The 13,824-nt window shown below is 44.0% G+C and carries 13 protein-coding genes; 7 read left to right on the top strand and 6 right to left on the bottom strand.

Annotated features, from left to right (window positions below):
- The 5 genes from ureC to JMY09_RS12010 all read right to left on the bottom strand — a co-directional run bounded on the left by ureC (nt 1) and on the right by JMY09_RS12010 (nt 4,591).
- Nucleotides 1–1,707 carry an urease subunit alpha gene (gene ureC / locus JMY09_RS12030; RefSeq protein WP_201623857.1) on the bottom strand — a complete coding sequence of 569 codons (1,707 nt, stop codon included), beginning with the start codon at nt 1,705–1,707 and terminating at the stop codon, nt 1–3.
- Complete coding sequence (locus JMY09_RS12025) at nt 1,700–2,032, bottom strand: urease subunit beta (RefSeq protein ID WP_201623855.1); 333 nt, start codon at nt 2,030–2,032, stop codon at nt 1,700–1,702. Before JMY09_RS12025 ends, ureC begins: the two co-directional genes overlap by 8 nt.
- A gap of 146 nt (nt 2,033–2,178) precedes the next feature.
- The gene (locus JMY09_RS12020; RefSeq protein WP_201623853.1) at nt 2,179–2,481 is read right to left on the bottom strand and encodes an urease subunit gamma; all 303 of its coding nucleotides are present in this window, start codon (nt 2,479–2,481) and stop codon (nt 2,179–2,181) included.
- Nucleotides 2,482–2,520: 39 nt separating this feature from the next.
- Complete coding sequence (locus JMY09_RS12015; protein WP_201623851.1) at nt 2,521–3,405, bottom strand: urease accessory protein UreD; 885 nt, start codon at nt 3,403–3,405, stop codon at nt 2,521–2,523.
- Nucleotides 3,406–3,799: 394 nt separating this feature from the next.
- Complete coding sequence (locus JMY09_RS12010) at nt 3,800–4,591, bottom strand: cytochrome C assembly family protein (protein ID WP_201623849.1); 792 nt, start codon at nt 4,589–4,591, stop codon at nt 3,800–3,802.
- 385 nt (nt 4,592–4,976) lie between these two features.
- Here JMY09_RS12010 and ffh point away from each other — a divergent pair, with 385 nt between their 5' ends.
- The 7 genes from ffh to JMY09_RS11975 all read left to right on the top strand — a co-directional run bounded on the left by ffh (nt 4,977) and on the right by JMY09_RS11975 (nt 11,515).
- On the top strand, nt 4,977–6,530 hold the full coding sequence (gene ffh / locus JMY09_RS12005; RefSeq protein WP_201623847.1) for a signal recognition particle protein: 1,554 nt from the start codon (nt 4,977–4,979) through the stop codon (nt 6,528–6,530).
- Between the two features lie 223 nt (nt 6,531–6,753).
- Nucleotides 6,754–7,449: a tRNA (adenosine(37)-N6)-threonylcarbamoyltransferase complex dimerization subunit type 1 TsaB gene (gene tsaB, locus JMY09_RS12000; protein ID WP_201623846.1), complete on the top strand. Its 696-nt coding sequence runs from the start codon at nt 6,754–6,756 to the stop codon at nt 7,447–7,449.
- 191 nt (nt 7,450–7,640) lie between these two features.
- A complete protein-coding gene (locus JMY09_RS11995; RefSeq protein WP_201623844.1) occupies nt 7,641–8,483 on the top strand; it encodes an undecaprenyl-diphosphate phosphatase in 843 nt (280 codons plus the stop codon).
- A gap of 141 nt (nt 8,484–8,624) precedes the next feature.
- Nucleotides 8,625–9,539, top strand: coding sequence for a class I SAM-dependent methyltransferase (locus tag JMY09_RS11990; protein WP_201623842.1), 915 nt, complete (start codon nt 8,625–8,627; stop codon nt 9,537–9,539).
- Between the two features lie 72 nt (nt 9,540–9,611).
- Nucleotides 9,612–9,851 (top strand): hypothetical protein, encoded by a 240-nt coding sequence (locus tag JMY09_RS11985; protein ID WP_201623840.1) that lies wholly within the window; start codon nt 9,612–9,614, stop codon nt 9,849–9,851.
- 28 nt (nt 9,852–9,879) lie between these two features.
- The gene (gene ubiA / locus JMY09_RS11980; RefSeq protein ID WP_201623838.1) at nt 9,880–10,830 is read left to right on the top strand and encodes a 4-hydroxybenzoate octaprenyltransferase; all 951 of its coding nucleotides are present in this window, start codon (nt 9,880–9,882) and stop codon (nt 10,828–10,830) included.
- A complete protein-coding gene (locus JMY09_RS11975) occupies nt 10,823–11,515 on the top strand; it encodes a DUF4112 domain-containing protein (RefSeq protein WP_201623836.1) in 693 nt (230 codons plus the stop codon). Before ubiA ends, JMY09_RS11975 begins: the two co-directional genes overlap by 8 nt.
- Before the next feature lie 51 nt (nt 11,516–11,566).
- On the opposite strand, the gene mnmC is transcribed toward JMY09_RS11975, so the two are convergent.
- Entirely contained in the window at nt 11,567–13,789 is a 2,223-nt protein-coding gene (gene mnmC / locus JMY09_RS11970; protein ID WP_201623834.1) for an FAD-dependent 5-carboxymethylaminomethyl-2-thiouridine(34) oxidoreductase MnmC, read from the bottom strand.
- Nucleotides 13,790–13,824: the final 35 nt, after the last annotated feature.

Genomic DNA, 13,824 nt, shown 5'->3' with positions numbered 1-13,824 from the left:
TTAAAACAACATATACAATTGAGCTAGTGGTAATACTTCAGCTGGCTCACAACTTAACAGCTCGCCGTCGCAGCGTACTTCATAAGTTTGCGCATCAACTTCTATCTTTGGAGTGGCGCTGTTATGAATCATATCTTTCTTTTGAATATTGCGAGTATTGACACAAGCTACTAGCTCTCTAGTCAATCCTAATTGACTGACTAAATCTCGCTCAAGCGACGCTTTACTGACAAAAGTTACACTGCTTGCAGAGGCTGCACGACCAAGCGCGCCAAACATCGGACGATAATGTACTGGCTGCGGGGTAGGAATAGAGCCGTTAATATCACCCATTGGTGCGTAAGCAATGCTACCGCCTTTTAACAGTAACGCAGGTTTAATACCAAAAAAAGCCGGATCCCATAATACTAAGTCTGCAAGCTTACCGACTTCTACTGAACCCACTACATGGGAAATACCATGAGTAATAGCAGGGTTAATAGTATATTTAGCTACATAGCGTTTAGCACGAAAGTTATTGCAGCCAAGCGCTTCATCTTCTGGCAATAGACCACGCTGCTGGAACATTTTATCAGCGGTTTGCCAACTACGACACACTACTTCTCCAACGCGTCCCATCGCTTGGCTGTCAGAGGAAATCATCGAGATAACCCCTAAATCTTGCAAAATATCTTCGGCAGCAATGGTTTCTTTACGAATACGAGAGTCCGCAAACGCCACATCTTCAGGAATATTAGGGTCTAAATGATGACAGACCATCAGCATATCTAAATGCTCGTCTACCGTATTGACAGTATAAGGTCGGGTCGGATTAGTAGACGAGGGCAGCACATTAGAAAGACTACAAGCCTTTAGAATATCCGGTGCATGACCACCGCCTGCGCCTTCGGTATGATAAGTATGAATAGTACGGCCTTTAAACGCCCCTAAAGTATCATCGACAAACCCTGATTCATTCAAAGTATCAGTATGAATAGCTATTTGTACATCGTATTCTTCAGCGACCGATAAACAGCAATCAATCAGCGCTGGAGTTGCGCCCCAATCTTCATGAATCTTCAGTCCCATAGCGCCCGCATCTAACTGCTCGCGTAACGGCCCTGGCAAACTAGCACTACCTTTGCCCATAAAGCCAAAGTTCATCGGTAGCTGATCAGTTGCTTGAAGCATGCGGGCAATATGCCAAGCACCAGGCGTACAAGTCGTGGCCTTACTACCTGTTGCAGGCCCAGTACCGCCACCAACCATAGTAGTAATACCTGAGCAGATGGCCTCTTCAATCTGCTGTGGACAGATGTAATGAATATGAGTATCAACACCACCTGCAGTCAGGATTTTACCTTCACCAGCGATGACTTCACTACAAGCGCCTATATTAATAGTCACGCCATCCTGAATATCAGGATTACCCGCTTTACCAATGGCGCTAATACGACCGTTCTTGATGCCAACATCAGCCTTGACGATGCCCCAATGATCTAAAATCACTACATTAGTAATGATAGTGTCGACGGTATCGGCATCACCAAGTTGGCTCTGACCCATGCCATCACGTATAACTTTACCACCGCCAAAAGTAACTTCGTCACCATAACAAGTATGATCGTGCTCAATCTCAATCCATAGTTGAGTATCGGCTAGACGAATTCTATCGCCAGTAGTAGGACCAAACATTTCTGCATAAGCGCTGCGACTGATTTTAGACATGGTCTTCTCCTACTAATGTTGATAATGGGCCCATGACATCGCCTCTAAATCCATAAACTCGGCGCAAACCTCCGAGGGCGACTAAAGTCACGCTGCGCTGCTGACCGGGCTCAAAACGCACGGCAGTACCAGCAGCAATGTCTAGACGGAAGCCCATGGCCAGCTCGCGATCTAATTGCAGTGCTGGGTTCACTTCGGCAAAGTGATAATGAGAGCCAACCTGTATTGGTCTATCACCAGTATTAGCTACTATCAAAGTACGTTTTTCACGACCAGCATTCAATTCAATATCGCCAGTGGCTAGCTGTAGCTCTCCAGGTTTCATCTCGGTTCCTAGTGTTAAATAAGATTTAGTATTAATGGAGATAGGATTTAATCAGACCTACGATTAGGTTAAAAAAAAGCATTTATGACCTTGTGCCATGAGTATGTGTTTTTCTAGCATACTGTCGGTAACAAGCAGAGCAAGTATTATTGAATAGGGTTGTGCAAGGTAACTAGCTTAGTGCCATCGGGGAAAGTAGCTTCAACTTGTATCTCTGGTATTAATTCTGCCACCCCGTCCATTACTTGCTCGCGTGTCAGCCAGTTACGACCGCTACCCATAAGCTCAGCTACCGTACGGCCATCGCGTGCTCCTTCTAACAAAGCGGCTGACAAATAAGCAACCGACTCAGGGTAGTTGAGCTTTAACCCGCGAGCTAGCCTACGCTCAGCTACTAAACCGGCGGTGAATAACAGCAATTTATCTTTTTCTCTTGGGCTTAATTCCATGGTGTTGTTCCTTAGATGGGCTAAATATAGTCAGTGAAATTAGGTAAGCCAAATACGGGGGATACAAGCAGGGCGCTGGAGTAGCACAGGTCGGATTAGCGCCCAAGCTTGCCACATGCCATCACGGCATTCGTTCATATCATTGCCCAAATAGCGTACCAGCAGTACCCCGAGGCGCTGAGTGATAGTAAAAACTTGCTTAGACAGGCAGGCGCGTAATGCTTTGATTAAATCAGCCTGAGGGCTAGCATCAAAGCCTGGTTGTAGAGTAAAGCCGCTGGCAAGCAAAGTGCCAAATACGACGTTATCTGCCAACCCCACTCGGCTCTGCTGCATTTTGCTACCAGCAGTTAGCTGTAAGCGCTCATTAAGTACTAAACGGCCATCACGCCATAAGGAAATATGCTGGCTCAGTGAGCCTTTATCGAAGACTTCTTTAGCCGCTGGGCGTCCTAAACATACCAAGTCCCAACCTATAAACCGTGCGTTAGCAGACAATTCAATCCGGGTATCTAAGCGGGCATTGGCATCTCGAAAAACGATAGTCTCTTGTGGCAACCATTCACATTCAGCATTGTCCAGCAAAGTTAACTTTACTGACTGACCTTGAGCGACGCCATCACTATCACGCCCATAGACTTTGCCTGCAGAAGGGGTAGTTAATAGGCTTTGGCTATCGGCTACACAGTGAGCTTGTATTTTTAATTGGTCACCAGATACTAAGCCACCGGGTGGATGCAGGATGTATAAATGACAAACACCACCTTCGGGATAAAAGGGACGTTGAATACGCAGCGGCCCGCTAAAAGACAGCTGCTTAAGATAGGTTTTATTGGCTGTTGGTACTAGCTTAAGTTCAAGCTCGGCGAGCCATTGTCTGTTTTTGCCATAACCTTGGGAGGTGGCGCTAGGTGCTGAACTCATTGTCGAAGGCCATGTTATGAGAGTTGCAAATCGTTATGGTAATAGACGAGTATAATAATTGGATAATCAAAATACTGATACAGTTATTAATACTAGTGTTAGCATTATAAACAACCAGTGTTGCATTTATAATGCAATATTGGTGCCAACCTTATTACGGGCTAAATTATAACATTTATCCCTATAAATGTTATAAAAAAACCAAGGTAGTGCATAAAATTGCAAGGCTGAGGCCAGAATGATGCCGGTGATCAAAAAAGACATTAAGGCGGGTTGAATAGTGACCACTAGAGATTGGAAATAGCTGCTAGTGAAACAAAGCAGTGTTGCAGATCATATGCTAATGTAAACCCTCTAATTACCATACTAGTTACAGTGCTTATCACAGTACTAATTACAGCACTAACTCCAAAACAAATTTACTGCCAACGAAACCAATAGCTAACAATATAAAGGCATAAATAGTGATGTTAGCAGCACGCTTACCACGCCACCCTGCACGCCAATTACCTAGTAGCAGTACTCCAAATAATAACCATGACAGTACACTAAATACTGTTTTATGCACGATATGTTGAGAAAATAAGTCCTCTACATAGACGAAGCCAAGTCCCAGCGCAATACTAAGTAGCACAAAACCTACTAGGATCATGTCAAATAATAATCCTTCCATAGTCTGCAAAGAAGGGAGCTTATTGACCCAAAAGCGATGAATAGTCTGTTGTTTTAGTTCACCAATTTGCAGTCGCAAAAATAGCGCTTGTACGGTGGCCATCAGTAGCACACAGTAAGCGGCGAATGATAGTATAATGTGAGCTTCTAAACCGACACTGACATGAGTTAAAGGCTGGTAAGCCACTCGACCAATGAATCCTATGGTCATGCCGATAAAGGCGGTTGGCGCTGCCAAAATACCTAAACTGACAATCGGTCTATACAATGAGAACAGGACATAAAAGAATAAGAAAAATAAGCTGATAAGACTGAGCACATTAAATAGATTAAAATTCAGCCCATAAAGAGTGAATATATAAGGATACAATAGGGTGGCGTGCGCAAGCATTCCCAGCAGCAATAGGCCCAAACTGAGACCTTTATTAATAGTAATATTGGCTGTCAGTGCCCAACCGATGTAGATACTGACCGCGATATAAGCCATACTGGCTATCACAAAAGCAAGTAACACAGCTAAGCCTCATTAATTATCAGCAGCGCAACCTAGTGGCTATTATTACTCAGGGCCGCTCAAGTTAATGCTAAAATGGTATGATTAGAATAAGCCTACAATTTATCATAAAACAGCCTTCAGTTGAGAATCATATCCATTATTATTTTAGCCTAGTCAATATTGCTGATTCATTATTGAAGATGCAGGATCAATATTGATCTATTATTGAGAAATTCTAGCATAAGCGCTTAAATAATAAACGGGTGAATTAAAACCAGTGGCTTGCAACAGGTGATGAATACTAATTAAAATACCGCTAACCACAATATAGCTAAGCAAAACCCTATTAACTAACGCAGATTTAAAGAATACATATTAACTAATGACCTAATGAGAATTACTTATGTTTGATACCTTAACCGAACGCCTATCGTCGAGTTTACGCAACATCTCTGGCAGTGGTCAATTAACCGAAGACAATATCAAAGACACTTTACGTGAAGTACGTATGGCGCTGCTGGAAGCTGACGTAGCTTTGCCTGTGACTCGTGATTTTGTTAAACGAGTCAAAGAGCAAGCACTGGGCGCAGAAGTGTTAAAAGAGTTAGCTCCTGGACAAGCTTTTGTAAAAATCGTCCACGATGAGCTGACCGAAATGATGGGCAGTGCCAATCAACAGTTAGAAATGACTGGCAAACCACCAGTAGTTTATATCTTAGCAGGTCTACAAGGTGCTGGTAAAACCACTACTGCTGGTAAGCTGGCCAAGTTCCTACAAGAGCGTCATAAGAAAAAAGTTATGCTAGTGTCGGCTGACGTCTATCGTCCAGCAGCGATCAAGCAGCTTGAGCAAGTGGCTGGGCAAGTTAATGCCAAATTCGTCAATTCAAGCAGCGACGAAAACCCTATTGATATTGCGCTACGAGCTATTGAAGAGGCCAAAATTCAGTATCAAGATATCTTGATTATTGATACCGCTGGTCGTCTGGCTATTGACGAAGCTATGATGAATGAGATCAAGGCCTTAACCGCTGCGGTCAATCCTTCTGAAACTCTATTTGTAGTCGATGCCATGACCGGTCAGGATGCGGCAAATACTGCCAAAGCATTCGATGATGCCTTGCCTTTGACAGGGGTGATCTTAACTAAGACTGACGGCGATGCTCGGGGCGGCGCTGCGCTATCAGTACGTGCTATCACTGGCAAGCCTATTAAATTCTTGGGTCGCGGCGAAAAACTAGACGCGCTAGAGTTGTTCCATCCTGAACGTATTGCCCAACGTATCTTAGGTATGGGTGATGTATTAAGTCTAGTTGAAGAAGTTGAACAAAAAATCGACCGTGACAAAGCCGAAAAAATGGCTAAAAAGATGCAAAAGGGTGGTGAATTCGACCTTGAGGATCTACTGACTCAGTTTCAACAAATGAAAAGTATGGGCGGCATGGCAGGCTTCCTTGACAAGATGCCGGGTATGGGCGGCTCTGATATGCAAAAAGCCGTTGAAGACGCTAAGCCTGAAGAAAAAGTACGTGAAATGGAAGCTTTGATTAATTCAATGACCCCATTTGAGCGCAAAAATCCCGATAAGATTAACCCTAGTCGTAAACGTCGTATTGCCGCAGGTTCTGGTCGCGAGATTCAAGACGTCAACCGCCTGCTTAAGCAACACAAGCAAATGGCGAAAATGATGAAAATGATTTCCAAGCCTGAAGGCATCGGTAAAATGATGAAATCTATGCAAGGGTTAATGGGTGGCGGCGGCGGCGCTGCAGGTGGCGGTGGCCCGTTATTTGGCGGTGGTGGCGGTCAATCAGGCGGCATAAAAGATGTCAACCAAGCAGCAATGGCTAAGCAAATGGGACTGGATCCTAACAATTTGCCAAGCGCTGAGGATATGCAAAAGCAAATGCAAGAGCTGCAGAATCAAGCACCAAAAGGCTTCAAAAAGCGCTTTTAGCTTAACCCGATTGCCATATCATAACCGCAGTATAGAACCTCAATGCTAGCTATAGCTTTGGGGTTTTTATAAATAGGTTTTACTAACTTAGTGAATGCCTCGGCATCGACAATACTTTTCGATGGATAAATTGTGGAAAGTGCAGAAAGTCATCAAAGTTGTTGAATTGAAATGCTATGATAGGCGCTATTTTGTAAAGCCAGCAAGTACAACTGAGGTCAGCATGTTTTTAGCCATGGATACCGTTTTTGATCAATGTTCGATTGCTATTTTAGACAGCAGCGGCAAAGTGATTTCAAACCAAACTGAAACGGGTAAGCGTCAGCAAACCCAGCAAATATTGCCGATGATAGATGCGGCACTAAAGGGTAATCAGCTGCGATTGGCAGATGTGCAAGCATTGATATTCAATCGTGGTCCCGGTGCTTTTAGTGGTATTCGTATCAATACTGCTGTGGTACAAGCCTTATCAGTAGCCCAAGATTTACCATGCGTGGCTATCTCTAGCTTGCAAGCTATAGCGCAGTCTGCTTATGTACAGCATGGTCTAACGCAAGTGTATAGCGCCCTCGATGCGCGGATGCAGCAAGTGTATTTTGGTCACTATTGTCTAAGGGACGGTATTATGCAACCAGCGCCTGTCGATGCAGGATCTATGGATGCAGCGGATACTGAGCAATTGCTAGATTATGACAGTCAAACGCCACTTAATTTACCTATTGTTGGCAATGGTGCTAGCTTACTCAAGCATTATGATGGACAACTCAGCTATGACGATATCAATCCTGATGCGGCTATCATTGGGCAATTAGGTATCGCCCAGTTTGTAGCGAGCGGTGGTACCGAGGCGGCGCAGGCTTTACCAAAATATTTGCGTAATCAAGCTTGGAAAACGCTGAAAGAACAAGGTAAAGCTTAAAGCTTTACTAGCAGCTAATCTCAGTACTAAGCTAAGGTCAGTACTAAGCTAATAAAGTATTAATATTAGCCTAAGTATTTTTATAACAGTATTCTTATAACGGCTAATGAACCACTTAAAGGTACAAAAGTCATCAACAGATAACATGACAGCACCCAGTAGTTAGTAGTGCTGTTTTTAGGATAATAAAAGTGGATATAGTTTTATTAATTCAAGCCGTCATCATGGGTATTGTTGAAGGTATCACTGAGTTTTTACCCATCTCTAGTACTGGCTATCTGATTTTATCAGCTGATGTCATGGGTTTTTGGACCAAAGAAAAAGTTGATTTGTTCATAGTAGTAGTGCAATTAGGCGCTATTTTAGCAGTTATTTATGACTACTGGGGACGCCTCTGGCAAGCGCTTACTGGATTAATTACTGGTAAGTCTGAAGTGCTAAAAAACCCTCGCCAGCTCGGACTTAGCTTGATAGTCGCTACTATTCCAGTGATGATCCTTGGTTTTACTTTTGCCGATGAAATTAAGCTTTATTTATTCAACCCTGTCACTGTAGCTATCATGCTGATCATTGGTGGTTTACTTATTTTTTATGTTGAAAACCGCCCGAAAGTCATTATTGCTGAGGAAGCTGAAGATGTCAGTCTCAAGACAGCCTTGATGATTGGTTTATTTCAATGTTTTGCCTTAATACCAGGTACTTCACGCTCTGGCGCTACTATCGTAGGAGCGCTATGGCTTGGCGTCTCTCGTAAAGCCTCAGCTGAGTTTTCCTTCTTCTTAGGCATTCCAGTTATTATTGGTGCTGGGTTGCTCGATTTAATAAAGCATCATGAGGTGATGTCCACTAGCGAGGATTGGTGGGTACTTGGTATAGGTACGCTAGTATCCTTTGTAGTCGCACTATTGGCTATTCGCTGGTTAGTGGCTTGGGTTAGCCGCCGTGACTTTAAGATTTTTGCTTGGTTGCGTATTATTACTGGCATCGTGGTATTAGTAGCGGCTTGGGTATTCGGCTATCAGTTTGCAGGCTAAATCTTTGTAGGCTAAGTCTTTGCAGGTCATATTAATTAGATTTATCAATAGACTTTGCCAACAATCGATCGTCAAGCGATTTTATTAATATTTGAATAGCTTGATAAATAGCTTGATGAATAGTCATAAGAGATAGCAGTTATGAGCACTTTGCAAACATCTACAACGGCTATCAGCATTCAACATTGCAAGTTGGTTTACGTTGACGAAGTCCAGCAAGCGCAAATTCAGCAATTGCAGGCGCTGATCAGTCAGCACAACTTATCTTTAGAGCTAACTACTGAGCTAGTCACTGACAAGCTTACTCAAAAGCGCCGTGCACAGCTAAGTGCAGAATCGGCATCAGCGCTGCTATTATTAGACCCTAAAAACCAGCTATCGTTATTGAGTGCTGGTTTAAGTGTAGCGCCGGAATGGGACAAGCTACAACGGCGCGTGGTCAGTGCTGGGCGCAAAACTGAGCTATTATTACAAGCTGCTAAACTTAGCGCTGGTAGCAAAGTTATTGATGCTACAGCTGGCTTTGGACATGATAGTTTGATATTAGCTAGCACTGGGGCACAAGTAACTATGCTAGAGCAGCAGCCTTTAATGGCGCTGTTATTATTGACTGAACAGCAGCGCATGAGTACCCATCCCAATTGGCAAAAGCTGATGTCACGTTTGCATATTGTTAATACTGATGCATTAAGCTATTTCAGCTCTTTACAGCGTATCCAAGCAGAGGATTCTATAAGCTCTGACGCCACTAAACAGAAGGTAGATGTTATTTATTTAGACCCTATGTTTCCGATGGATAGCTATCAAGATAGTAAGACGGGTAAAGGCGCTAAAGTTGGTAAGCAAATGCAAGCATTGCATGGTTTAGCGCAGCCGCCAACGCTAGTTGAAGAGCAGCAGTTACTACAAAGTGCGCAATCGCTTTTGAGCAATAATCAACAGCAAGCTGGGCGAGTTATCGTCAAGCGTCCGCAGCAGGCCGCGTTACTGGCTCAACAGCAGCCGACTGAGACTTGGCAGAACGAAGCACTACGTTTTGACGGTTATTTCACTTAAAGGTTATTTCATTTAAAGGTTTTTAGCTGCCTTAGCTTATCTGCTTAAGCTAAGTGATACGGGAGATTATCGATGTCAATGATAGTGGTTTATCTAGTAAGTGCATGGTTGCTACTGATGCATATTGCTATGCGTAGGCACATTCGACAGCTTGAAAAGCGCTTAGAGCAAGTGACCGACCCAACCGAGTATTTGACTTATTTACGTCAGCAGCCAGTACAGAGTGATAAAGTAGCTTCGATTAAAGCGTTACGAAAACAGTATCCTGAATTATCTCTGCTAGAAGCCAATCAATTATGGCAGCAAAAATAAATACTATAAAAATAGAGACCATTAACTAATGATATCTAAGCGGCCAGCCTTAACTCTCAAAGACAAACTTCATGCCTACATGCAGCTGACGCGCTTTGATAAACCTGTGGGCATTGAGCTATTGTTATGGCCAACTTTGTGGGGCGTGTTGCTTGCAGCAATGAGCCAAGCGCAACAGCAAGGCTCTAGTACTGGCGTAACGGCAGGTTTACCAAGCTTAAAAGTGTTTATCATTTTTGCCCTAGGAGCAATTTTGATGCGAGCGGCAGGTTGTGCTATTAATGACTTTGCTGATCGTAAAGTCGACGGTTTCGTCACTCGTACTAAAGGCCGGCCGTTGGCTGATGGGCGCTTATCTGGTAAAGAGGCTATTGCAGCGTTCTTAGTATTAGTAGCATTGAGTGCCAGCTTACTATTCTTTTTACCGGTGCAAGTGTTTTACTGGTCTCTTGGCGCCGTGGTATTGGCTTTTATTTATCCTTTTATGAAGCGCTTTACCCAGTTACCGCAACTGTTCTTAGCAGCGGCCTTTGGCTGGGCGATACCTATGGCTTATGTGGCGATAGTCGGCACTCCTGATATTTGGTGTTGGCTGTTATTCTTAGCTTATATGTGCTGGACTGTGGCTTATGATACGCAGTATGCGATGGCTGACCGCGAAGATGATCTAAAAATCGGAATCAAATCAACGGCTATTTTATTTGGACGTTATGACGTAGTCATTATCTCGCTACTGCAAACTCTGTTTTTATTATTAATGGGCATAGTTTTGTGGCATTATTTCTCAGTGACCCATTTAGGGTTTATTCCCGTATTTGGCTTAGCATTAGTAGCGATGATGTTCGCTAAACAAAATAGCGCTTGCGCCAGTCGGCAAGCCGCTGCTTGTTTCCAAGCCTTTTTGGCTAATATTTGGGTTGGACGTTACTTGTTCTTGCTGATAGCAGCCTCTTGTATATGGACGAGCTTTAATGGATAACTCAAATTTACCGCCCGAATCTAAGCGGTCAAAGTTACTAAAAACTAAAGGTTTAGCTGCAAAGCTAACTAAATCTACTCCTAGTACAGCACCTAAAATCGACTATCAGCTAAGGCTTGCAGAGCAGGGGCTGACTCGTGAGCAAGTGATTGCCACTGAGCGTAAATTGGCAAAATTCGCTAATACTATGGATTCGCTAGTACGAGTGCCTTTTACTAAGCAAGGCGTTGGCGCAGATGCTGCGTTATCGACGATACCACTAGCTGGCGATATAGCAGGATTAGCATTGACTAGCTATGCCTTTATGTTGGGTCGGCAATTGGGTGTTCCTGCTAGTAAGATGTCTCCAGCAGTACGTTTAGCCTTGATTGATATGGTGGTGGGTATCGTGCCTGGAGTCGGCACATTATTGGATATTTTTATTCGGCCTAGCCGTAAAACGCTTAGCATCGTCCATAAGCATATCCATGAAGAGTATGGTATTACGGATACTATTCATATGGATCGGCCGTTTTTGCATCAGCAGTTAGAAGATAAGCAGCAGCACAGTTGCTTTTGGCGCAATCCTATTGTGGCTTGGCTTTATCTGCACATACCTGATTTTTTGGGGATGATTGTGCTGATAGCGCTAGTATGGGGACTGTGGTCAATAATCATTTGGATAACTGGGTTTTTTGCTCGATAGAGTGGCTATGTTATAGCAACTTTAGCCGATCTGTTTTATATTTCGCTACCACTAAACCAACGGCGTCTGCAACAGGCTACGCTGTGGTGATAGTCTGGCGAGCATAGCAGCAGATACAGGAACGAAGTTACCCAGCATGATATCTGCTAATATTTCGGCGCACAGTGGGGCATAAGCATAGCCTTTGGCCCCCATCGCACTTAAGGTCCAAATACGACTTTGCCCTGACCCTAACTGACCTAGTATCGGGTGATAGTCAGGGGTTTGAGTGCGTACCCCAGCACGAGCTTGCCAGCCACTAGTATCCGTAGGTATTACTGCTGCTAACTCAGGGATAGCCGCTATTAGTTTATCACGACTGACTTGGTGTTCAGCAGCCCGTATCTCTGTAGATATATCATTACGTATAAAGCTGGCACCTAATAATAGTTGCTGGCGTCCTTCATCCACATTATTGATGCTGCTATCGCCCCTTTGCGGCGTAAATGAGGCACAATAACCGCTATATTTAAGCGGCAGTTTAGGTAGCTTTGCCCATTGTGCTGCTGTCGGGGTAAACCAAGATAATTGCCCGCGAATTTTACGACAATCAAAAACACGCCTATCTAATTCATGACTTTCAAAAGCGGCACAAATGATCACATTATCTGCGGTGATAGTTTTTTTAATAGTCTTTTCAGCAGCGTCACTACATGCATTTTTGCAATAGTCTGTATCAGCACTATGACCCGTAATACAAACCTGCAGGGTAGTTTCATTAATAGCAGTCACCGTTAATTGCTGATAGGTAATCAACGGATGGTTAAGTATCAAGGTTTTTAGCGCTCGCGGATTGACTAAGCCTGACTGTGGTAGATATAAGTTTTCGGCTAGTGCTTGCAGCCCTAAGTTTGTAGCATCTTGCGCTTGTGCGACTGACAAGGTAGTAGCCATCTTAGGAGGATATGCTGAGATTTGTTCAACGTTGACATTGGCTTTGATTAGCAAATCGAGCGCGCCCGTTGGCTCTAATACTAAGGCTGTACTGGATTGAACGGCTTGCTCATTGAGCTGCTGATAAAAACGACAGCTGTACAGATAGCCCAGAGTATGCAGATGCTCATCAACATGATGGATAGGAGTCATTTTAGGAGCTAGTAGGGCACGTGGATTGCCGGAGGCTCCTGCTAATGGAGCTGTTTTATCTAGTAAAGTCACTTTAATACCACGATTGGCTAATGACCATGCTGTTGATAAGCCAGCAACTCCAGCACCAATGACTAAACTATGACTAGGGTTACCCAAGGCAGTTTGATGGCCGTTGGTTTTTTCTACAGTTGACTCTATAGCAGTTGTTGTACTTTGCTCTAAAGTAGACGACATTATCTTGCCGCTAGCGCCATTCGCTGATAACGATTCTGCCGTCATCACCGCCGTAAGCATCTCATTTTTACGGCCAAAGCCTTTGATCTTTTTTAGGGCAAAACCGTTATTTTGTAGACCACGTTTGACCACCCCAGCACAGCTATAAGTAGCGACACTAGTACCCAGCTGTGACAAGCGCTGTATTTGCGCAAACACCGCATCGGCCCATAATGACTCATTGCAAGAAGGGGCAAAACCATCTAATAGCCAAGCATCGACGTGCGCCGCTCGATTACTAGCAGTGCGATTCTGTAATTTGGCTAAGCTAGTGGCTGCATCACCCAGCCAGATATCGACGGTTAAGTTATCAGCAGGGAAGGTCAGCCGATGCGCGCCAGCAACAAGCATTGGATAAGTCGCTAGTAGCTGCTCGATGAGATCAGCGAGTTCAGGCGCACGCTGTGCCCATAAGCTCAGTATCTTAGTTAAGTCATCGAGGGATAAGGGGTGCATTTCAGTAGTAATAAAATGCAAGCGAGCGTCAGCTAACTGTGGCTGAGTGATACGCAGTTGTCGCCATAACTGCCATACTGCTAATAGATTAAGGGCAGTACCAAAACCCAACTCAACGATAGTAAAGCTCTGCTGCCCAGTTAAATTTGCCAAACGTTCAGTCAGTTGATTACCATTGATAAATACATAGCGCGACTCTGCTAAGCCATCGGCATGAGAGAAGTAGACATCACCGAACTCCCCTGATACTGGCACTTTATTGCCGCTATCGTCCCTTTGCCATTCGATTTTTGCAGGGGTAATAACTTGCTCATTTATTGAAGGGTTCGGAGCGCTAAGTACTATGGAGTCTGTTTTGGCGACATTGTTACTGGCACTGTTAGTGGCATTGGAATGGTCATTAGCATTATTGGTCATAAACACCATCAGTTATAAGAGTAGCGTCATTCACA

Source organism: Psychrobacter urativorans (genome assembly GCF_904846695.1).
In the GTDB taxonomy this organism is placed as follows: Bacteria; Pseudomonadota; Gammaproteobacteria; order Pseudomonadales; family Moraxellaceae; genus Psychrobacter; species Psychrobacter urativorans.
The sequence above is the reverse complement of the archived record's forward strand: the minus strand, read 5'-3'. Positions and strand labels throughout refer to the sequence as shown.